At 66.0% G+C, this 19,537-nt stretch carries 19 protein-coding genes; 12 read left to right on the plus strand and 7 right to left on the minus strand.

The genetic code is table 11. From position 1 onward, the window contains the following. Positions 1 to 123: 123 nt before the first annotated feature. Genes VF194_RS11420 through VF194_RS11435 form a run of 4 tightly spaced genes read left to right on the plus strand, consistent with a single transcriptional unit; the run spans position 124 to position 4,541 of the window. Positions 124 to 1,938, plus strand: coding sequence for an ABC transporter ATP-binding protein (locus VF194_RS11420; RefSeq protein ID WP_330891051.1), 1,815 nt, complete (start codon positions 124 to 126; stop codon positions 1,936 to 1,938). Between the two features lie 6 nt (positions 1,939 to 1,944). Further along, positions 1,945 to 2,682 (plus strand): lysophospholipid acyltransferase family protein, encoded by a 738-nt coding sequence (locus VF194_RS11425; protein WP_330891053.1) that lies wholly within the window; start codon positions 1,945 to 1,947, stop codon positions 2,680 to 2,682. Next, complete coding sequence (gene lpxK / locus VF194_RS11430; RefSeq protein WP_330891055.1) at positions 2,672 to 3,655, plus strand: tetraacyldisaccharide 4'-kinase; 984 nt, start codon at positions 2,672 to 2,674, stop codon at positions 3,653 to 3,655. Before VF194_RS11425 ends, lpxK begins: the two co-directional genes overlap by 11 nt. Then, positions 3,648 to 4,541 (plus strand): lauroyl acyltransferase, encoded by an 894-nt coding sequence (locus VF194_RS11435; RefSeq protein WP_330891057.1) that lies wholly within the window; start codon positions 3,648 to 3,650, stop codon positions 4,539 to 4,541. The genes lpxK and VF194_RS11435 overlap by 8 nt, the downstream gene beginning before the upstream one ends. Here VF194_RS11435 and VF194_RS11440 read toward each other — a convergent pair. The 3 genes from VF194_RS11440 to xseA are packed head-to-tail and all read right to left on the minus strand — an operon-like array spanning position 4,538 to position 7,039. Beyond that, positions 4,538 to 5,365 carry a M23 family metallopeptidase gene (locus tag VF194_RS11440; protein ID WP_330891059.1) on the minus strand — a complete coding sequence of 276 codons (828 nt, stop codon included), beginning with the start codon at positions 5,363 to 5,365 and terminating at the stop codon, positions 4,538 to 4,540. The two genes, VF194_RS11435 and VF194_RS11440, sit on opposite strands and share 4 nt — an antisense overlap. Continuing rightward, positions 5,365 to 5,586 (minus strand): DUF2093 domain-containing protein, encoded by a 222-nt coding sequence (locus tag VF194_RS11445; RefSeq protein WP_330891061.1) that lies wholly within the window; start codon positions 5,584 to 5,586, stop codon positions 5,365 to 5,367. Before VF194_RS11445 ends, VF194_RS11440 begins: the two co-directional genes overlap by 1 nt. A gap of 1 nt (position 5,587) precedes the next feature. Further along, the gene (xseA, locus tag VF194_RS11450) at positions 5,588 to 7,039 is read right to left on the minus strand and encodes an exodeoxyribonuclease VII large subunit (protein ID WP_330891063.1); all 1,452 of its coding nucleotides are present in this window, start codon (positions 7,037 to 7,039) and stop codon (positions 5,588 to 5,590) included. Between the two features lie 94 nt (positions 7,040 to 7,133). Here xseA and purD point away from each other — a divergent pair, with 94 nt between their 5' ends. From purD to VF194_RS11465, 3 genes are all read left to right on the plus strand, one after another. Continuing rightward, a complete protein-coding gene (gene purD / locus VF194_RS11455; protein WP_330891065.1) occupies positions 7,134 to 8,405 on the plus strand; it encodes a phosphoribosylamine--glycine ligase in 1,272 nt (423 codons plus the stop codon). A 201-nt stretch (positions 8,406 to 8,606) separates the two neighbouring features. Then, the gene (locus tag VF194_RS11460; protein WP_330891067.1) at positions 8,607 to 9,674 is read left to right on the plus strand and encodes a phosphotransferase; all 1,068 of its coding nucleotides are present in this window, start codon (positions 8,607 to 8,609) and stop codon (positions 9,672 to 9,674) included. A 5-nt stretch (positions 9,675 to 9,679) separates the two neighbouring features. Then, positions 9,680 to 10,750 carry a phosphotransferase gene (locus tag VF194_RS11465; RefSeq protein WP_330891069.1) on the plus strand — a complete coding sequence of 357 codons (1,071 nt, stop codon included), beginning with the start codon at positions 9,680 to 9,682 and terminating at the stop codon, positions 10,748 to 10,750. On the opposite strand, the gene VF194_RS11470 is transcribed toward VF194_RS11465, so the two are convergent. The 3 genes from VF194_RS11470 to VF194_RS11480 form a co-directional block, all read right to left on the minus strand. Continuing rightward, a complete protein-coding gene (locus VF194_RS11470) occupies positions 10,747 to 11,844 on the minus strand; it encodes a M14 family metallopeptidase (RefSeq protein ID WP_330891071.1) in 1,098 nt (365 codons plus the stop codon). The genes VF194_RS11465 and VF194_RS11470 overlap by 4 nt on opposite strands. A 33-nt stretch (positions 11,845 to 11,877) precedes the next feature. After that, on the minus strand, positions 11,878 to 13,086 hold the full coding sequence (locus VF194_RS11475) for an acyl-CoA dehydrogenase (RefSeq protein WP_330891073.1): 1,209 nt from the start codon (positions 13,084 to 13,086) through the stop codon (positions 11,878 to 11,880). 92 nt (positions 13,087 to 13,178) lie between these two features. Further along, positions 13,179 to 13,631, minus strand: coding sequence for a nucleoside deaminase (locus VF194_RS11480; protein ID WP_330891136.1), 453 nt, complete (start codon positions 13,629 to 13,631; stop codon positions 13,179 to 13,181). Positions 13,632 to 13,712: 81 nt separating this feature from the next. On the opposite strand from VF194_RS11480, the gene VF194_RS11485 reads away from it, so the two are divergent. From VF194_RS11485 to VF194_RS11505, 5 genes are all read left to right on the plus strand, one after another. Next, positions 13,713 to 14,438 (plus strand): gamma-glutamyl-gamma-aminobutyrate hydrolase family protein, encoded by a 726-nt coding sequence (locus tag VF194_RS11485; RefSeq protein WP_330891074.1) that lies wholly within the window; start codon positions 13,713 to 13,715, stop codon positions 14,436 to 14,438. Beyond that, complete coding sequence (locus VF194_RS11490) at positions 14,435 to 15,220, plus strand: pseudouridine synthase (RefSeq protein WP_330891076.1); 786 nt, start codon at positions 14,435 to 14,437, stop codon at positions 15,218 to 15,220. Before VF194_RS11485 ends, VF194_RS11490 begins: the two co-directional genes overlap by 4 nt. Positions 15,221 to 15,230: 10 nt before the next feature. After that, entirely contained in the window at positions 15,231 to 15,803 is a 573-nt protein-coding gene (gene rsmD, locus VF194_RS11495; protein ID WP_330891078.1) for a 16S rRNA (guanine(966)-N(2))-methyltransferase RsmD, read from the plus strand. Between the two features lie 193 nt (positions 15,804 to 15,996). Then, positions 15,997 to 16,929, plus strand: coding sequence for an aldo/keto reductase (locus VF194_RS11500; protein ID WP_330891080.1), 933 nt, complete (start codon positions 15,997 to 15,999; stop codon positions 16,927 to 16,929). A 14-nt stretch (positions 16,930 to 16,943) separates the two neighbouring features. Next, the gene (locus VF194_RS11505) at positions 16,944 to 17,630 is read left to right on the plus strand and encodes a DUF6064 family protein (RefSeq protein ID WP_330891082.1); all 687 of its coding nucleotides are present in this window, start codon (positions 16,944 to 16,946) and stop codon (positions 17,628 to 17,630) included. Between the two features lie 26 nt (positions 17,631 to 17,656). Here VF194_RS11505 and mutL read toward each other — a convergent pair whose 3' ends face one another. After that, complete coding sequence (mutL, locus tag VF194_RS11510; RefSeq protein ID WP_330891084.1) at positions 17,657 to 19,525, minus strand: DNA mismatch repair endonuclease MutL; 1,869 nt, start codon at positions 19,523 to 19,525, stop codon at positions 17,657 to 17,659. Positions 19,526 to 19,537: the final 12 nt, after the last annotated feature.

The following is a 19,537-nucleotide window of genomic DNA, read 5'->3' on the forward strand; positions in this document are numbered from 1 at the left end:
GCTGCCGATCCGGCGAAGAAGCCCATTGCCAGCCGCCTTTTCAGGCGGCCATTCCGGTGGCCGCCGCAAGGCCCACGTGGTATAGCAGCCGTCGTGTAACTGCTTGAACGAAACGGATTTCCTTTGACCGCTCCCGTGTCTCCCGGCGTCGCCGATCACGCCCAGGCCGGAACCGCCGTCCAGGCCGGCGCGGCCGCCCCGGCCAGCAGCATGGCCCTGGTCCGTCGCCTGCTGGCCGAGCAGGTCCGCCCGCATATCGGCTCGCTGTTCCTGGCGCTGCTCAGCATGGGTACCGTCGCGGCGATGACGGCGGCGACGGCCTGGCTGCTGCGCCCCGCCATCGATCGCGTATTTTCCGACCGCGACCCGTATTGGACGGTCATGGTGCCGGTCATGGTCGTCATCGTCGTGCTGGTAAAGGCGGTTGCCGCCTATTTCGAAGGCACGCTGATGACCCGGTTCGGCGAACGCATCATCGCCGATACCCAGATCAGGATGTATGCGCATCTGATCCGCGCCGACCTCGCCTGGCTGCACGAAAACCATTCCGGCAAGCTGATCGCCAGCTTTCTTTACGATGCCACGCTGCTGCGCGAGGCGGTGAGCAAGTCTCTGACCGGCATGGTCAAGGACAGCCTCAGCCTGATCTTCCTCACCGGCGTGATGTTCGTGATGAACTGGCAATTCGCGCTGGTCGTCTGCGTCATCTTTCCGTTTGTCGGCCTTACCACCCGCCGGCTCGGCCGCAAGACGCGCAAGAGTTCCGCCCGCACGCAGCAGGAAACCGGCAAGCTGACCACCATCCTGAGCGAGACCTTCGATGGCGCCCGCATGGTCAAGGCCTACGGCATGGAAGAGCGCGAAATCCAGCGCGCGCGCCAGTCGGTCGAGACGCGGCTGGGCCATATCATGAAGGTCGTGCGCGCCCGCGCCGCCGCCAGTCCGACCGCGGAAGCGCTCGGCGGCATCGCCGTGGCCGTGGTGATCTATATCGGCGGCAGCAGCACAGCGTTGACTTTGGGCACATTGACCGCCTTCATCTACGCTGCGCTCTCCGCCTATCAGCCGCTCAAGTCGCTCTCGACGCTGAATACCGCCCTGCAGGAGGGCCTTGCCGCGGCCGAGCGCATTTTCGCCATTCTCGATATCGAGCCGAAGATCTGCGAAAAGCCGGATGCCAGGCCGCTGCAGGTCAGCGGCGGCGAAATTCGCCTGGAGCATGTCACCTTCCGCTACAACGAAGAGAAGGTCGCGCTGCGCGACGTCACGTTGACCGTGCCGCGCGGCAAGAAGGCCGCCCTGGTCGGGGCCTCGGGCGCCGGCAAATCGACCTTGCTCAACCTCGTGCCGCGCTTCTACGACACCAGCGCCGGCCGCGTGCTGATCGACGGCCAGGACGTGCGCGATGTCACCCTCGACTCGCTTCGCCGCAATGTCGCGCTGGTCAGCCAGGAACTGACGCTGTTCGACGATACGATCCGCTCCAACATCGCCTATGGCCGCCCGGAAGCGAGCGATGCTGAAATCGAGGCGGCCGCCCGCAATGCCGCGGCGCATGACTTCATCATGGCTCTGCCGCAGGGTTACGACACTCTGGTCGGCGAGAACGGCGTGAAGCTCTCCGGCGGTCAGCGGCAGCGTATCGCCATTGCCCGCGCCATGCTCCGCGACGCCCCCATCCTGCTGCTTGACGAGGCCACCAGTGCACTGGACACCGAGTCCGAGCGCCTGATTCAGATCGCGCTTGGCGAATTGATGCGCGGCCGCACCACACTGGTGATCGCGCATCGGCTGTCGACCGTGATCGACGCCGACGTGATCTTCGTGCTGGATCAGGGGCGGCTGGTCGAACAGGGGACGCATGCCGAGCTGCTGACCCGCGGCGCGGTCTATGCCCGCCTCTACGCCACTCAATTCGCGACCGAGGCAACTGCCTGACGAGCGATGGCCGGAATCGTCAAACGGATATTGCGAAGCAGGCAGACGATTAACCTCGCCGCCAACGCCGTCGCTTTTTATATCCGCCTCGTCCATGCCACCTCGCGCTGGGAAACGCGCGGCGTGGAACATGCCGAGCGGTATTGGGCATCCGGCGCGCCGTTCATCGGCACCTTCTGGCATGGCCGCCTTTTCATGATGCCGCTGGCCTGGACCACGGCCAGGCCGATGCGGATTCTGGCGTCGCGTCATTCCGACGGAGACCTGACCACCCGCGCCATGGAGAAGTTCAGCATCGGCGCGATCCGTGGCTCTGCCGCGAAAGGCGAGCAGCAGAAAGGCGGCAGCGCCGCGTTGCGGCAAATCCTCAGGCATTTGAAACAGGGTGGCTATACCGCCATCACGCCGGACGGCCCGCGCGGCCCGCGCATGCGCGTCAGCCCCGGCCTGATCGCCGCCGCCCGGTTAGGCAGGGTGCCGATCCTTCCCGCCACTTACGGCGTCGCGCGGCGCACGGTCCTTTCCACCTGGGACCGGTTCATCATCCCTTGGCCATTCAATCGCGGCGTCTACCTCTGGGGCGAGCCGATCGACGTCTACAGCGATCCCGATGAGCCGCTGGAGGCGGCGGCATTGCGCGTCGAGGCAGCGATGCTCTCGCTTTCTGCGGAAGCCGATCGCCTTTGCGGGCAGCCAACGATCGAGCCCGCCGCACCGCCGGAGCCAGCCCGACATGATGCCTAGCACGCCGGCCTTCTGGGCGGCGGATAGCCGCTCCGCCTGGCCCGGCCTGCTTGCGCCGGTTGCGGCGCTCTACGGACTCGGCAGCCGGCTGAAGCGGATCGCGACCGCGCCGCAGAAAATCAGCATCCCGGTGGTCTCGGTCGGCAACCTGGTGGCGGGCGGCGCCGGAAAGACGCCGGCCGCGCTGGCTTTGGCCGCGCGCCTGCAGGCGCTCGGGCACAGGCCGTATTTCGTCAGCCGCGGCTATGGCGGCCGGCTGCGCGGCCCCGAGCAGGTTGATCCGCGCCGGCATATCGCCGCCGATGTCGGCGACGAGCCGCTGCTGCTGGCGCAAGCAGCGCCGACCTGGATCGGGCGCGACCGGCCGGCAGCGGCACGCGCGGCAGTGAGCGCCGGCGCTTCCTGCATCCTGGCCGACGACGCGCATCAGACCTACAGTCTTGCCCGCACGCTCTCGATGCTGGTCGTCGATGGCGGCTACGGTTTCGGCAATCGCCGCCTTCTGCCGGCCGGTCCGCTGCGCGAGCCGATTGCAGACGGCCTGGCCCGTACCGACGCGATCATACTGATCGGCACCGCGAGGACATCACTCCCCGATTTCGGCACCCGACCCGTTTTTCGCGCCGAACTGAGGCCGGATGCGGAAGATGCCGCGCGGCTCTATCGTCGCCGGGTGCTCGCCTTTGCCGGGATTGCGCGGCCGGAAAAATTCTTCGACTCCCTGCGGCAGATCGACGCCGAGATCGTCGAGACAAAATCCTTTCCCGATCATGCGGCCTACCAGCCCGATATGATCATGCGGCTGGTGGAACGGGCACATGCACTGAATGCCGTGCCGGTGACGACGACAAAGGATCTGGCGCGGTTTCCCGTCGAGGCACGGAAGATGGTCGAGTGCCTGCGCGTCGCTTTGCGCTTTGCCGATCCGGCGGCGATGGACGCCTTCTTCGCCGAAAGGCTGAGCCGTGGCTGAGCGCGCCATGTTCAGGGATCGCGTCATCGCCTGGGGCGCGCGTCTGGGCCTGGCGCTGTTCCGCGCCATGCCGCTGGCGGCAGCCTCCGATTTCGGCGGATGGCTAGGCCGCCATCTCGGCCCGCTGTTCAAGGTGCATCAGATCGCGGCGCGCAATCTCGCCCGTGCCATGCCGGAACTGAGCGAGGAACAGCGGAAAACCGTACTGCGCGGCATGTGGGACAACCTCGGCCGTGTCGTCGGCGAATACGCCCATCTTGCCGATATCAATATCGACGCGAAGGACGAGCCCGGCAGCGTCGTTGTGACCGGCCTCGAACATTTCGAACAGCTCCGCGCCAGCGGCAAGCCGGTGATCTTCATCTCCGCCCACTTCGGCAATTGGGAGGTGATGAGCCTGGTTGCGTCGCGTCACGGCTTTCCGCTGGTGCATGTCTATCGTGCCGCCAATAACCCCTTCGTCGAAGAGATATTGCAGGAGCTGCGCAAGCCGGTCGGCGGCCGACATATCCCGAAAGGCACCGAGGCCGCCCGCGAACTGATCCGGGCGCTGAAGCGCACCGAATATCTCGGCATGCTGGTCGATCAGAAACTCAATAACGGCATCGCCGTGCCCTTCTTCGGCCGCGACGCAATGACGACGCCGGCACCGGCCGAATTCGCCCTCAAGGCCGAATGCCCGGTGGTGATGGCCCATGTCGAGCGGCTCGGCGGCGCGCGGTTCCGTGTCGTGATCGACAAGCCGATCCATTTCGAGAATACCGGCGACCGCGAGCGCGATGTCTACAATGCCATGCTGCTGATCAATCGCACCATCGAGGGCTGGATCCGGCAGCGCCCGGACCATTGGTTCTGGGTACATAAGCGCTGGCCGAAAGGCAGCTAGGATCGCAGCTTCGGCAGCAGCCGCTGCGGGTCGATCCGCACGTCGAACCAGTTCACCCGCCAGTCCAGATGCGGCCCGGTCGCCCGGCCCGTGGCGCCGACAGTGCCGATCTGCTCGCCCTGCCGGACGCGCTGCCCCGCCTTTACCAGTACGGTCTGCATATGCAGATAGGCCGCGGTCACTCCCATGCCGTGATCGATGATCACCGTTCCGCCGGTGTAATAGAGATCAGGCTCGGCCAGCACGACCACGCCATCCGTCGTGGCGACAACCGGCGTTCCTTTCGGCGCGGCGATGTCGAGGCCGTAATGCGGCTGCTTCGGGTGGCCGTTGAGGATCCGCTGACTGCCATAGACGCCGCTGACCGTGCCCTTCGCCGGCCAGATCCAGCCCTGTAGGAAATCGAGGTTCGGCGTGCCACGCGCGCGGACGGCGGCGATCTTTTCGTTCTCGCGCTTGATCCGGTCCAGCACCTCAGGTGGCGGCGTGACCTGGACCTCCGGCAGGCCGTCGATGCGCTGGATATGATATTGGCGCTGTTCGACCGGCAAGGCGAGGCTGATGCTGCGGCCATCGCCGTAATCGATCTGCAGCGGCACCGAGGCCGCTTCGTCACGTCCGAAGCCGAAAACGAAATGGCCGTCGGGCGCCACGGGAACTGCATGCCCGCCAAGGCGCAGCGTGATGCCCGGCTGGGCCACGCCGATTACCAGACCGCCCTGGATGAAATCGCCCTGCCAGGCAATCCCCGGCGGCGGCTCGCTCGCGCGCGCCGCAGATGCCAGGCCGGCAATCATTATCAGCGCGAACAGAAGGCAGCGCATCACGTGCGCCGCAGCGGATCGCCAACCAGCCCCTGCAAGGCAGCAGCGGCATCCGCATAGGCCTCCTGCCGATCGACGCTCCAATAGCGCAGACGGTCGAGCGGAATGCGGCGGCCGGTCACCGCGCAGGTCACGTAGGAGCCGGGAAAGACGATATCAAAGGCGCCGTGGCGGTAACGCAGCTTGGCTTCCGTCTCGCGCGGCAGCGGTGGCGTCTGCATATCAGAACAATTCTCCCTGCTTGATGGGCTTCGGTGCGGTGCCGGTAGAGCGGCGCGCAGGCTTGCCGTCTTCGCCATCAACATGCGCATGGCGGCGGCCGTCATGCATTTCGATCGTCACCGAGGCCCCCGGCTGCATGGCCGCCGCGCTGTTCACGGCCTTGCCCCCCGCATCATGAATGACGGCATAGCCACGCGCCAGCACGCTTTTATACGACAGGCTTTCCAGCAGCTTGGCCGGCTGCAGCAGCCGTTGCCGCGCCTCGGCATGGCGCTGCCGCCAGCAGCGGATCAGCCGCGCGGCGTTGTCGTCCAGGCGGCGGCGATAATCGGCGACCTCGCGCCGCAGCAGCGCAGGCCGCAGCCGTGCGATGGAGGTTTCAAACTGGCTGCGCTGCGCCCGCAGGCCCACTTTCAGCGCTCGTGGCAGGCGTTCCGACAGGTCATCGAAACGCTGCTGCGCCATGCGCAACTGCTCGCGCGGACCGCGCAGGCCGCGGCCGAGGCCGTCGAGATGCTGGCGCTTCTCGCGTGCCAGTCGCCCCAGCGCCCGGCGCAATCTGTCTTCGTAGCCGGCCACCGTGGAGGCCAGTTCCAGCCGCACCGGCACGGCGATTTCCGCTGCCGCCGTCGGGGTCGGCGCCCGGCGATCGGAAGCGAAGTCGATCAGGGTCGTATCGGTCTCGTGCCCGACGGCCGAGATCAGCGGAATGTCCGACGCCGCGGCGGCGCGAACCACCGCTTCCTCGTTGAAGGCCATCAGGTCTTCCAGGCTGCCGCCGCCGCGGGCGACGATGAGAAGATCCGGCCTTGGAACGGGGCCACCCGCCGCCAGGGCATTGAAGCCGCGGATCGCGCGTGCCACCTGTTCAGCCGCCCCCTCGCCCTGCACCAGCACCGGCCAGAGCAGCACATGGGTCGGGAAACGGTCGCGCAGCCGGTGCAGGATATCGCGGATCACCGCGCCGGTCGGCGAGGTCACCACGCCGATGACACGCGGCAGATAGGGCAATGGCCGCTTGCGTTCGGCGGCGAAGAGGCCTTCGGCGGCGAGCTTCTGCTTGCGCTGCTCCAGCAGCGCCATCAACGCGCCGAGACCGGCCAGTTCCATGCGCTCGACCACCATCTGGTATTTCGAGCGGCCGGGATAGCTGGTCAGCTTGCCGGAACAGATCACCTCCATGCCGTCTTCCGGCTTGACCCCGAGCCGGGCGGCGCTGCCCTTCCAGCAGACCGCGTCCAGCACGGCGTCGGCGTCTTTCAGGCAGAAATACAGATGCCCCGAGGCGGCCCGCTTGAAGCCGGAAATCTCGCCCCGGACCCGGACCCAGCCGAAATTCTCCTCGATGCTGCGCTTCAGCCGCAGCGAGATTTCACTGACGGTGAATTCCGGGACATTGCCGGCCGTTCCACTGCCTGCAGTGGCACTATGTCCTTGACCTAAATCGCTCATTCCCAAGCCTTGCGTCCGCTCGGGGCATGATACAAACATTGCCGCCATTCCTCTAGGGCCTATGCCCTGATCAGCAATCTGCGGGTATGCAGCTATGAACCTTCTCGTCATCGGATCGGGTGGCCGCGAGCACGCCCTGTGCTGGGCCCTGGCGGCCTCTCCGCTGGTCAACAAGCTGGTCTGCGCGCCGGGCAATGCCGGGATCGCCCAGGTGGCCAAGCTGGCGCCGGTCGATCCGATGGATCAGCAGGCTGTGCTCCAGCTCTGCCGCGACGAGCATATCGATTTCGTCGTGGTCGGCCCGGAAGCGCCGCTGGTCGCCGGCCTGGTGGATACCCTCGAAACCGCTGGCTTCGCCTGCTTCGGCCCGCGCAAGGCGGCGGCCCAGCTCGAAGGCTCGAAGGGGTTCATGAAAGACCTCTGCGCGAAATACGGCATCCCGACGGCCGCCTACGGCCGGTTCAAGGAGGCTGCGGCGGCCGAGGCCTTCATCCGCCGGCATGGCGTGCCGATCGTGGTCAAGGCCGATGGGCTTGCCGCCGGCAAGGGCGTGACCGTGGCGATGACTCTGGACGAGGCCCTGGCCGCCAACGCGGTGCTCTTCGCCGAGCCCGGCGCCGAGGTGGTGATCGAGGAATACCTGGATGGCGAGGAAGTCAGCTTCTTCGCGCTGGTCGATGGCCAGACCGCCCTGCCGCTGGCCTCCGCGCAGGATCACAAGCGCGTCGGCGATGGCGATACCGGCCCCAATACCGGCGGCATGGGCGCCTACTCGCCGGCACCGGCCATGACGGCTGCGCTGCAGCAGCAGGTCATGGACAGCATCATCAATCCGACCGTGAAAGCCATGGCGGCCGAAGGCACGCCATTCAAGGGCGTGCTGTTTGCCGGCCTGATGCTGACCGCCCAGGGCCCGAAGCTGCTGGAATACAACGTGCGTTTCGGCGACCCGGAATGCCAGGCGCTGATGCTGCGCCTGAAATCCGATCTGCTGCCGGCGCTGATCGCCGCGCGCGATGGCGTATTGAAGGATTTCGACCTGCGTTGGCGCGAGGAGGCTGCGCTCTGCGTAGTCATGGCCGCCGCAGGCTATCCCGGCTCGCCGCGCAAGGGCACGGTGATCAACGGCCTGGACGCTGCCGCTGCGGAAAGCGACGTGGTCATCTTCCATGCCGGCACGACGCGGCGCGCGGATGGCGCCATCCTCGCCAATGGCGGCCGCGTGTTCGGGGTCTGCGGCCTGGGCAAGACCGTCGGCGCCGCTCAGGCCCGCGCCTATGCCGCCATCGACAAGATCCGCTGGCCGGAAGGCTTCTGCCGCCGCGACATCGGCTGGCGCGCTGTCGCGCGCGAGCAACCGCAATAAGGGAGCTGGCGCGCCACCGCGCGCGGGCAGCAACAGGGGGGCTGGCGTACCATCGCGCGCGGGCAGCCTTCGACTTTCGGCCAACAGAGCCAGGAACAACCCGAGGTTCCGTTGCGGGTGGTTGCGCCGCCTGCCGCCGCTTGGCTATCGTATCCCCGAGTGCCGTCCGCTGGCGCTCCAAGGAAATCGAGGTTACGATAAATGAGCGACCAGGACCGCTTCGCCGGAACCATGCCTGTGCAGGAGCGCCACCGCTTCGATGAAGCCGCGCTGGAGCGGTGGCTGAAGGACAACGTGCCCGATTACAAGGGCCCGCTGACGGTGCAGCAATTCAAGGGCGGGCAGTCGAACCCGACCTTCATGCTCATTACGCCGACGAAGAAATACGTCTTGCGGCGCAAGCCGCCGGGCAAGCTGCTGCCCTCGGCCCATGCGGTGGATCGCGAATACCGCGTCATCACCGCCCTGGCGGAAACGGATGTTCCGGTCGCCCGCACCTATGGCCTGTGCGAAGACGACTCCGTGATCGGCACGGCGTTCTACGTGATGGACTGCGTCGAGGGCCGCATCTTCTGGGACCAGACGCTGCCTGGTTTGAGCCGCGACGAACGCGCCGGCATCTTCGATGCGATGAACCGCACCATCGCGGCTTTGCATCGGGTCGACTACAAGGCCATCGGCCTGGAAAGCTTCGGCAAGCAGGGGGACTATTTCGCCCGCCAGATCGCCCGCTGGAGCAAACAATACAAGGCGTCCGAGACGGAAGAGATTCCGGCGATGGACAAGCTGATCGAATGGCTGCCGGCGCATATCCCGCCGGGCGATGAGACCAGCATCGTCCACGGCGATTTCCGCATGGACAACATGATCTTCCATCCGACCGAGCCGCGGGTCATCGCGGTGCTGGACTGGGAGCTCTCCACGCTCGGCCATCCGCTCGGCGACTTCACCTATCACCTGATGTCCTGGCGTCTGGCGCCAGCCGTTTTCCGTGGGATCGCGGGGGTGGATTTTGCCGCGCTCGGTATTCCCGCCGAGCAGGAGTACATCAAAGCCTATTGCCAACGCACCGGCCGGGACGGTATTCCGAATCTCGACTTCTACATGGCCTACAACATGTTCCGCATCGCTGGCATCCTTCAGGGCATCATGGGGCGCGTCAAGGCAGGCACCGCCGCCAGCCAGCATGCCATCGAATCGGGCAAGCGCGCGCGGCCCATCGCCGAGCAGGCCTGGGCATTGGTCGAAAAGATCATGAAGGAGGGCTGACCGGCATGGCAATGGCCGCGAACCTGACCACCGTACAACCGCATCATCGGTTCGACGAGGCCAGGCTGGCGGACTATCTTGCTGCGCGGCTGAGCAATTTCAAACCGCCGCTGACGGTGCAGCAATTCCTGGGCACTTCGGTCAATCCGGCCTTCATGCTGCACAGCCCCGGGCGCAACTTCGTGCTGCGCAAGCGCGCCGTGCCGAAAAAGGGCAGCAGCCTCGCCGAATCGATCGAGCGCGACTTTGCGCTGATCACGGCCTTGCACAAGGCCGGCCTGCCGGTCGGCACGCCGCATTTCGCCTGCACCGACGAGCAGGTGATCGGCACCCCCTTCTATCTGCTCGACTATATCCCCGGGCGGCATTTCCGCGATCCCAACCTTCCGGGCATGGACCCGAAGCAGCGCAATGCGATCTACGAGGCGATGGCGGCGGCGCTCGCCCAGGTGCATGCGCTCGATCCCGCCTTGACCGGCCTGCCGCTCAATGGCGGCGGCAAGGAGTATCTGGCCCGTCAAATCGCCACGTTAGGCGAGCAGTTCCGCGCCAACCGGACCGATGAAATCGGCGCCATGGAGCGCCTGCTCGAATGGCTGCCGGCCAATATTCCGCCGCAGCAGGCGAGCGCGCTGATGCACGGCAATTTCCGGCTCGAGAATCTGATCTTCCATCCGAGCGAGCCGCGCGTCATTGCCATCCTCGACTGGGACCTCGCGCTGATCGGCCATCCCTTCGCCGATCTGGCGATCAACTGCATGCCGTATCGCGTCACCATCCCCGGCATGGGCAGCCTCCAGGGCATCGACTTCATCGACAGCGGCATCCCGGGCGAGCCGGACTACATCGCCGCCTATTGCCGTCACAGCGCCGATCCCGCCATCCGCGAGAACGGCATCCCGCACTGGAATTTCTATCTTGCCTTCGCGCTGTTCCGCGTCGCCGTAATGGCGCAGGGCATCCTCAAGCGCGGCCAGGAGAAAGGCCCCGGCAATCCCGCCATGAAAGCCTATGCCTCCGTGGTGCGCTCCGTCGCCAACCAGGCCTGGAACATGGTCGACGGCGGCGACGACTAAGCCTGGCCGGCCAGCCCGCGAAAGGCCCGCAGCGCGAAATCCGCGGCGCGGCCATAGACCGCCGCCTTCCAGGCCGGCGTATCCACATAGAAGGCATCGCGAATCTGCCGCTTCAGCTTCCGGCCGAGTTCCGAGTCGAGATCGCCCCTGGCATGCAGCCAGTGATCGCCGCGCAAGGCCTCGGTCACCATGACCATCGGCACGGTGCCGTATTCCAGCGCAATCGCCGTCACCTCGATGGATTTCGGCAGGTCGGCATAGGCTTCCGGCACGGTGCCGGTCACCCGCGCGGAGGTCGACGAGCCTTCATTCGGGTTGGTGACTTCCGGCCCATACCAGGCCTTCGCCCGGTCGTAATAGCCGCCGCCAGTCTCGGGGCCGACATAGATCGGCTCGCCATAGCCGGTGGGTCCCAGGCCGGTATGGAAGTCGATGCTGGCGAGCTTGCGCGCGCCGGGCGGCACATGCTCCTTCAGGATGCGGCGGAAGATCTCGTTCGACCAGGTCGGCTTGGTGCCGCCGAAGAACAGGCCGTCGGGCCGCGTATACTGCCCGCCCGACATCGCCGACTGGAAAGCGAAATCGCCGTGCCGTTTGCGGTATTTTATGATCGCCAGGTCGGCCGCCGCCCGCCCCTGGCCTTCCCAATGCGCCGGGATCAGCCAGTCATGCACTTCCTCATAGGCCTTGTTCTGCGGCAGGGGCTTGCTGAAGTCCTGGAAGTTGCGATTGAGGTCGACATTGTCCTCGGTCACCCGGCGCAACCAGGAAAAGCCGTAGGGATTGATCGCATGGACCATGATCGCCTTGGTTTTCGCCGGCATGGCGTCGAACAGGCGATCCTTGAAATGGCCGATCTGCGCGCCGGAGCCGCAGAAGCCCTCGGCGCCATGCGTGCCGGAGATGGTGAGATACACCAGTTCGGCGTCGTCCGGCCCGAGGCAGGCGACATCGGTGGTCAGCACTTCACCATTCGGCCCCTTGGCGTGGGGATTCTCATAGACGGTGAGCGTGGCCTTGGCCGCCTCGACGGCGGCAACGAATTTCTGCCGCGCCTCGGCGTAGGTTGCGGAAAAGTACGATTCAACGGTCATGGGGAGGCTCGTTGCGTTTGTTATCTCTCGTACTCAGTTCCAGCGGGCCAGTTCGAGGCGACCGATCTGGTTGCGATGCACCTCATCCGGACCGTCGGCGAAACGCAGCGTACGCGCATGCGCATAAGCCGCGGCGAGGCCGAAATCGGAGGTGACGCCGCCACCGCCATGCACCTGCATGGCCCAATCGATCACCTTGCAGGCCATGTTCGGCGCCGCCACCTTGATCATGGCGATTTCCTTGCGCGCCGCCTTGTTGCCGACCGTGTCCATTTTCCAGGCGGCATGCAGCACCAGGAAGCGCGCCTGGTCGATCAGGATGCGCGCCTCGGCGATGCGCTCGAGCGTCACCGTCTGCTCGGAGATCGGCTTGCCGAAAGCGACGCGGCTTTTCGCCCGCTTGCACATCTTCTCCAGCGCGCGCTCGGCCTGGCCGATGAGCCGCATGCAGTGATGGATGCGGCCGGGGCCGAGACGTCCCTGCGCGATCTCGAAGCCGCGGCCCTCGCCCAGCAGCAGGTTGGAGGCCGGTACGCGCACATTCTCGAACAATACCTCGCCATGGCCGTGCGGCGCATCGTCATAGCCGAACACCGGCAGCATGCGCAGCACCTTGACGCCCGGCGCGTCGCGCGGCACCAGGATCATCGATTGCTGCTTGTACTTGTCCGGATTCTTCGGATCGGTCTTGCCCATGAAGATCATGATCTTGCAGCGCGGATCGCCGATGCCCGAGGTCCACCACTTGCGGCCGTTGATCACATAGGAATCGCCGTCGCGCCTGATCTCGGCCTCGATATTGGTGGCATCCGAGGAAGCGACCGCCGGCTCGGTCATGGCGAAAGCCGAGCGGATATTGCCGTCCAGCAGCGGCTCCAGCCACTGCTTCTTCTGCTCCTCCGTGCCGTAGCGTTCCAGCACCTCCATGTTGCCGGTATCCGGCGCCGAGCAGTTGAACACTTCCGGCGCCCAGGTCACGCGGCCCATGATCTCGCAGAGCGTGGCATATTCATGATTCTTCAGGCCGGCGCCGCGCTCGCTATCCGGCAGAAACAGATTCCACAGGCCCTGCGCCTTGGCCTTCTCCTTGAGTTCCTCGATGACGGCGGTCGGCTGCCAGCGATCGCCGCCGGCGGCGACTTCCTCCTCGAAACGCTGCTCGTTCGGATAGACATGATCCTCCATGAAGCGGCTGACGCGTTCCTGGAGGTCCTTCACCCGGTCGGAAAATTCGAAATCCATGATGTTTCGTCCCTAGCTGATAGTGAACCGATAACGGTAGACGGTGGCAGTTTAGGCCCGCCCGCCCGGCTCGGCTAGGGATTGCGGCAGCCTTAGCGCCGGGCGGCGAAAAACCCGCGCAGGATTTCCGCTGCGGCAACCTCGCCGATGCCGCCATAGACCTCCGGCTTGTGATGGCAGGTCGGTTGGGAAAAAAAACGGGCACCGTATACCACGCCGCCGCCCTTGGGGTCCTCGGCGCCGTAATACAGCCGGCGCAGCCGGGCGAAACTGATGGCAGCGGCGCACATGGTGCAGGGCTCGAGCGTGACATAGAGGTCGCAGCCGGTCAGCCGCTCGGCGCCGAGCACCGCCGCCGCCCGGCGGATCGCCAGGATTTCGGCATGGGCGGTGGGATCGTTCTGCGCCCGCGTCTCATTCCCCGCCCGGGCCACCACCTCGCCGCTCGAGCCATCGACGACGACGGCGCCGATCGGCACCTCGCCGCGTTCGGCGGCGGCACGGGCCTCCTGCAGGGCGATCTCCATGGGCGTTACGGCAGGCATCATGGCAGGGCAGCCTGCGGGAGGTATTGACCTACGTCAAGCCGAGTTGCCGCCGCATCCCGCCGGGCCTATAAGGGGCGCATGGCAAAGGCAAAATCCGCACCGCTGATCGGCGTCACCCTGGATTCGGAGGAGCCTGGCGGCTACTCCAAATTCCCCTGGTATGCGCTGCGGCAGAATTATTGCTCGGCGGTGACCGCCAAGGGCGGCGTGCCGCTGGTGCTGCCGCATGAGCCGGCAGCAGTCGAAAGCTATCTCGATCTGCTGGACGGCCTGATCGTCACCGGCGGCAATTTCGATGTCGACCCTGCCCTGTTCGGCGCCGCCAGCAAACATGCCATGGTGAAGACCAAGGATACCCGCACGCAATTCGAATGGGCCGTCACCAAGGGCATGCTGGACCGCAACAAACCTGTGCTCGGCATCTGCGGCGGCCAGCAGTTGCTCAATGTCGTGCTCGGCGGCACCCTGATCCAGCATATCCCCGATGCGGTGGAGAATGCGCTGGCGCATGAGCAGCCGAATCCGCGCAACGAGCCGGGACATGCCGTGCATGTCACCGCCGGCACGCTGCTGCACAGAATCGTCGAAGCCGACGAGCTGCCGGTCAATTCCGCGCATCACCAGGCGGTCGAGACCGTGGCACCGGGCGCGATCTCGGATGCCGTCGCACCCGATGGCGTGATCGAGGGCATCGAACATCCGGATTACCGCTTCTGCCTCGGCGTGCAATGGCATCCGGAATTCTTCGTCAGCAAGGGCGACGAGAAGCTGTTCGCCGCTTTCGTCGCTGTTGCCGCGCAATGAGCGATACGCAGAAGGGCGATACGGAGAAAGGCGAACGCATCGCCAAAAGGCTGGCGCGCGCCGGCGTCTGCTCGCGCCGCGATGCCGAACGCCTGATCGCCGAAGGCCGGGTCAAGGTCAACGGCAAAAAGCTCGACACGCCGGCCTTCCTGGTTGGCCCTGACGATACCATCATGGTCGACGGCAAGCCGGTCGCCGAACCGGAGAAGACGCGATTGTGGCTGTATCACAAGCCGCGCGGTCTGATGACCACGCATCGCGATCCGCAGGGCCGGCCGACCGTGTTCGAGAAGCTGCCGCCCGAATTGCCGCGCGTGATCTCGATCGGCCGGCTCGACTTCAACTCCGAAGGCCTGCTGCTGCTCACCAATGACGGCGCCCTGGCACGGCGACTGGAACTGCCCAGCACCGGCTGGCTGCGCCGCTATCGCGTGCGCGTGCATGGCCAGCCGCAGGCCGACGCCTTGGGCAAGCTGCAGAAAGGCGTCACGGTGGACGGCGCTGCCTATGGGCCGATCACGGCCAGCATCGAGCGCCAGCAGGGCGACAACACCTGGCTGATCGTCGCCTTGCGCGAGGGCAAGAACCGCGAGGTGCGCAAGGTGATGGAGCATCTCGGCCATCCGGTCTCACGGCTGATCCGCGTCGCCTATGGCCCCTTCCAGCTTGGCGGGCTGGAGCCTGGCGAGGTAAAGGAAGTCTCCGGCAAGGTGATCGCCGAACAGCTCGGAGCAAAGCCAGGTCAGCCCGGCGAGAAGCCAAAGAAGCCCGCCAAGAAATGAGAATGGCCGGATGCGCATCGTAGGGGGCACGCATCGCGGCCGGCCTCTGCAGGCGCCGCCCAGCCGGGATACGCGTCCGACCATCGACCGGGTGCGGGAATCGCTGTTCAACATGCTGCTGCATTCGCCCCGCCTGCGCCGGGATGACGGCACGACGCGGCTGGAAGGCGGCATGGTACTGGATCCCTTCGCCGGCTCGGGCGCGCTGGCCTTCGAGGCGCTGTCGCGCGGCGCGCGGCATGCCTATCTGTTCGAGACCGATCCGGCGGCGCGGCGCGTCATCCTGCAGAATGCCAGCAATCTGGGCTTGGCCGGCAGCATCACCTTGCGCGGCAGCGACGCCCGCCAACCCGGCAAACCCACCGAAGCGGCCGATCTTGTCTTTCTCGATCCGCCCTACCGCTCCACACTGGGCACGGAGGCGCTGGCCGCGCTCGACCGCGAGGGCTGGCTGAAGCCCGATGCCCTGGTGACGGTCGAAACGGCCGCCAAGGACAGCTTTGAGGTGCCGGCCGGCTTCACGCTGCTGGAGGAACGGCCTCAGGGCCCGGCCCGGCTGAGCTTCCTGGTCAAGGCCGCCTGACGTACCCGCTGGTTTGTGCATCGGCGGCAGAATGGGTGCCGCGCACAATCCGGGTGTGGAGAAAGCCCTATTTAATTTGGAACATCGTAGGTACATTCCAAAAAAGGCATGCGATAAGAAAGAGTGTTTGGGCTGCCCTATAGTCAGAGGCCTCTATATCAGCGGTAACCACCGGTCATGGACGGAGCCCGCCATGCGCAATGCCGACCATCTCGATCGCCGCGGCTTCATATTGTCGGTCTCCGCGCTCGGCGCTGCCGCCATGGCCGGTACCGCGCCAGGCTTGGCACAGGGCAACGCCATCACGACAAAAGCGATACCCTCCAGCGGCGAGACCTTCCCGGTGATCGGACTGGGCAGCTGGATCACGTTCAATGTCGGCAACGATCCGCGCGGCCGCGATGCCTGCGCCGCGGTGATGCGCGCCTTCTTCGCCCAGGGCGGCAGGCTGATCGATTCCTCGCCGATGTACGGCTCCTCGCAACCGGTGATCGGCTATGGCCTGACCAAGCTGCAGATGCGGGAGGCGGTCTTCTCGGCCGACAAAGTCTGGACCTCGTCAGGCAAGCGCGGCCCGGAGCAGATCGAGGCCTCGCGGCGATATTGGACTGTACCGCGCTTCGATCTCTTGCAGGTGCATAACCTGCTGAACTGGGAAGAGCATCTGCCGACCCTTTTCGCCATGAAGGCCGAGAAGAGGCTGCGCTATGTCGGCGTCACCACGTCGGAGGGCCGCCGTCATGGCGACCTGGAGCGGATCATGCAAAAGCAGCCGCTCGATTTCATCCAGGTCACCTACAATCCGCTCGACCGCGCGGTCGAGAAGCGCATCCTGCCGCTGGCGCAGGAACGGGGCATCGGCGTGATCGTCAACCGCCCCTTCCGCCAGGGCGAGCTGATCGATGATATCGAGAAGGCACCGCTGCCCGACTGGGCCGAAGAGATCGACTGCGCCAACTGGGCGCAGGTGGTGTTGAAATTCATCGTCTCGCACCCAGCCATCACATGCGCCATTCCGGCGACCAGCCAGGTGGCGCATATGGGGCAGAATGTCGGCGCCGCCTATGGGCGCACGCCGGATCGGGCCATGCGCGAGCGCATCGCCGCGCATATCGCTTCGCTGTAGGCAAAGACGCTGCGATGTCGGAATGGTGGACGTATCGGCTCTCCGATTTCCTGCTCTTCTCGCCGCAGACCTATTATCGGCTGTTCGAGCTCTACAATGCGGCGATCTGGCCGGCGCAAATCGTCGCGCTTGCTGGCGGAGTTGCGCTGCTGGTGCTGCTGCGCATTCCGGCGGCCTGGTCCGGCCGCACCACGGCGGCGATCCTGGCGGCGAGCTGGCTATGGACGGCATTCTCCTATCTGCGCCGCCATTACGACAGCATCAACTGGGCGGCGGAGTATTTCCTCATCGCTTTCGTCGCCGAGGCCGCACTGCTGCTCGCGCTCGCCGTCACCCGGACCCAGACCAGGCCTGCGGCGGAGCGAGGCTGGCGGTTCCGGATCGGTTTCGGCATTGCCGCATTTGCCATCCTGCTGCAGCCCTGGATCGGCCCGCTTCTGCCCGGCCATGATTGGCGGCAGGCCGAATTCTTCGGGCTGACACCGGATTCGACGGCCGCGGCGACGCTCGGGGTTCTGCTTGCCTCTCAGCAGATGCGCTGGACATTGCTGATCCTGCCGCTCGTCTGGTGCCTGCTCGGCGGCGCCACGCTCTGGGTGATGCACATGCCGCATGCTTTCATGCTGCCGCTGATCGGAGCGACCGTCCTGATCGCTGCTGCCTTCCCCGCCCTTCGCAAAGGAAAACACCCCGTTGCGTAGCAGCGGGAGGGTGATGGATCGTGGCGTCAGCGGCGGCCGAACAGCTTTTCGATATCGGCCAGTTTCAGTTCGACATAGGTCGGGCGGCCGTGGTTGCACTGGCCGGAATGCGGCGTCGCCTCCATCTGGCGCAGCAGCGCATTCATCTCGTCCAGCGTCAGGCGGCGACCGGCGCGCACGCTGCCATGGCAGGCCATGGTGCTGCAGACATCCTGCAGGCGCTCCTTCAGGGGCTGCACGCTGTCATATTCCGCGAGCGCATCGGCAAGATCGCGCACGAGCTGCTGGACTGCGACATCGCCCAGCAAGGCCGGCACCTCGCGCACCACCACGGCGCCATCGCCGAAGCCTTCCAGCACCAGACCGAGTTCGGCGAGTTCGTCCGACCGCACCGTCAGCCGCGCAGCTTCCGCTTCGCTCAGTTCGACCACCTCTGGCAGCAGCAGCACCTGGCGCGACACCTTGCCGGCATCGAGTGTCTGTTTCATCCGCTCGTAGACCAGGCGTTCATGGGCGGCATGCTGATCGACGATGACGATACCCTCCGCCGTCTGCGCGACGATATAGGTTTCGTGCAACTGCGCCCTGGCGGCGCCGAGCGGATAGCTTTGCAGCGGCACGGTATTCGCGGCGCCTTCGTTGCGCGCCGCCGGCGCCAATCCGGCTTCGGCGCCGGCCTCGTCAGCCGCGCCGCCGGAGAAGTCCCCCTGCGGCGCGTTGTAGAGCGCCGCGGCCTCGGCCAAGCCCGGCGAGGCCGGCCGCAAATTGTCGTAGCCGCGCCAACGGGCGGCGGCATTGAACGCGTTCGAACCGAAGGGCAGGTTGGGGGCGGGCGCCGATTGCAGTTTGAGCGCACCCAGCGCCGTTTGCGCCACCGTGGTGCTGGCGCGGTGGCCGGCTTCGGCCAGGGCATGCCGCAGCGCGCCGACGATCAGCCCGCGCACCAGACCGGGATCGCGGAAGCGCACTTCAGCCTTGGCCGGATGCACGTTGACATCGACCAGTTCAGACGGCAATTCGAGGAACAGTGCCATGACCGGATGGCGGTCGGAGCTGAGGAAATCGGCATAGGCGCCCCGCACCGCGCCGACGAACAACTTGTCGCGCACCGGGCGGCCGTTGACGAACAGGAACTGGTGTTGCGCGTTGCCGCGGTTATAGGTCGGCAGGCCGGCATGGCCGGTGAGCCGGATGCCCTCGCGTTCCGCTGCGATCGGCAGCGCATTGTCGGCGAAGTCGCGCCCCAGAACCTGTTCCAGCCGGCCGAGCCGGCGCCGCTCGAACAGCTCGTCCTGCTGCGCCTCGGCGCGGAAGCTGACGCGGCCATCCTGCTGCAGCGTGAAAGCGATCTGCGGGTGCGCCATGGCCAGGCGCTTGACGATCTCCTGTACCGCCATGTCTTCGGCGCGGTCGGATTTGAGGAATTTCAGCCGCGCCGGCACGGCATAGAAAAGATCCCGCACTTCGACGCGCGTACCGGCGCCGGCGGCGGCCGGCTTGACCGCCCCGACATGGCCGGCATCGACCTCGATGCTGCTGGCGGCCGCGTCCTCGGCGCGCCGGCTGACGATGGTGAGCCGGCTGACCGCGCCGATCGAGGGCAAGGCTTCGCCGCGGAAGCCCAGCCACCGGATGTCGAGCAGATCGTCATCCGGCAGCTTGGAGGTGGCATGGCGCTCGACAGCGACAGGCAGTTCCGCGGCCGCCATGCCCTTGCCGTCGTCACTGACACTGATCAGGCTGCGCCCGCCATTGGCGATGGCGATCTCGATCCGCGTGGCGCCGGCATCGATGGCATTCTCGACCAGTTCCTTGACGGCACTGGCCGGCCGTTCGACCACCTCGCCAGCGGCGATGCGGTTGACCAGGGTTTCCGGCAGGCGGCGGATCGGCACGTATCTCCCCCT

This window comes from Ferrovibrio sp. (assembly GCF_036381655.1).
In the GTDB taxonomy this organism is placed as follows: domain Bacteria; phylum Pseudomonadota; class Alphaproteobacteria; order Ferrovibrionales; family Ferrovibrionaceae; genus Ferrovibrio.

Excerpts from the sequence above, each read along its gene's own strand:
- rsmD (WP_330891078.1), top strand. The coding sequence starts at position 15,231 with ATGCGCATCGTAGGGGGCACGCATCGCGGCCGGCCTCTGCAGGCGCCG.
- VF194_RS11490 (WP_330891076.1), top strand. The coding sequence starts at position 14,435 with ATGAGCGATACGCAGAAGGGCGATACGGAGAAAGGCGAACGCATCGCC.
- lpxK (WP_330891055.1), top strand. The coding sequence starts at position 2,672 with ATGATGCCTAGCACGCCGGCCTTCTGGGCGGCGGATAGCCGCTCCGCC.
- VF194_RS11465 (WP_330891069.1), top strand. The coding sequence starts at position 9,680 with ATGGCAATGGCCGCGAACCTGACCACCGTACAACCGCATCATCGGTTC.
- VF194_RS11440 (WP_330891059.1), bottom strand. The coding sequence starts at position 5,365 with ATGCGCTGCCTTCTGTTCGCGCTGATAATGATTGCCGGCCTGGCATCT.
- VF194_RS11505 (WP_330891082.1), top strand. The coding sequence starts at position 16,944 with ATGTCGGAATGGTGGACGTATCGGCTCTCCGATTTCCTGCTCTTCTCG.
- purD (WP_330891065.1), top strand. The coding sequence starts at position 7,134 with ATGAACCTTCTCGTCATCGGATCGGGTGGCCGCGAGCACGCCCTGTGC.
- VF194_RS11425 (WP_330891053.1), top strand. The coding sequence starts at position 1,945 with ATGGCCGGAATCGTCAAACGGATATTGCGAAGCAGGCAGACGATTAAC.
- VF194_RS11485 (WP_330891074.1), top strand. The coding sequence starts at position 13,713 with ATGGCAAAGGCAAAATCCGCACCGCTGATCGGCGTCACCCTGGATTCG.
- VF194_RS11445 (WP_330891061.1), bottom strand. The coding sequence starts at position 5,586 with ATGCAGACGCCACCGCTGCCGCGCGAGACGGAAGCCAAGCTGCGTTAC.
- VF194_RS11460 (WP_330891067.1), top strand. The coding sequence starts at position 8,607 with ATGAGCGACCAGGACCGCTTCGCCGGAACCATGCCTGTGCAGGAGCGC.
- VF194_RS11475 (WP_330891073.1), bottom strand. The coding sequence starts at position 13,086 with ATGGATTTCGAATTTTCCGACCGGGTGAAGGACCTCCAGGAACGCGTC.
- VF194_RS11500 (WP_330891080.1), top strand. The coding sequence starts at position 15,997 with ATGCGCAATGCCGACCATCTCGATCGCCGCGGCTTCATATTGTCGGTC.
- VF194_RS11480 (WP_330891136.1), bottom strand. The coding sequence starts at position 13,631 with ATGCCTGCCGTAACGCCCATGGAGATCGCCCTGCAGGAGGCCCGTGCC.
- VF194_RS11470 (WP_330891071.1), bottom strand. The coding sequence starts at position 11,844 with ATGACCGTTGAATCGTACTTTTCCGCAACCTACGCCGAGGCGCGGCAG.
- xseA (WP_330891063.1), bottom strand. The coding sequence starts at position 7,039 with ATGAGCGATTTAGGTCAAGGACATAGTGCCACTGCAGGCAGTGGAACG.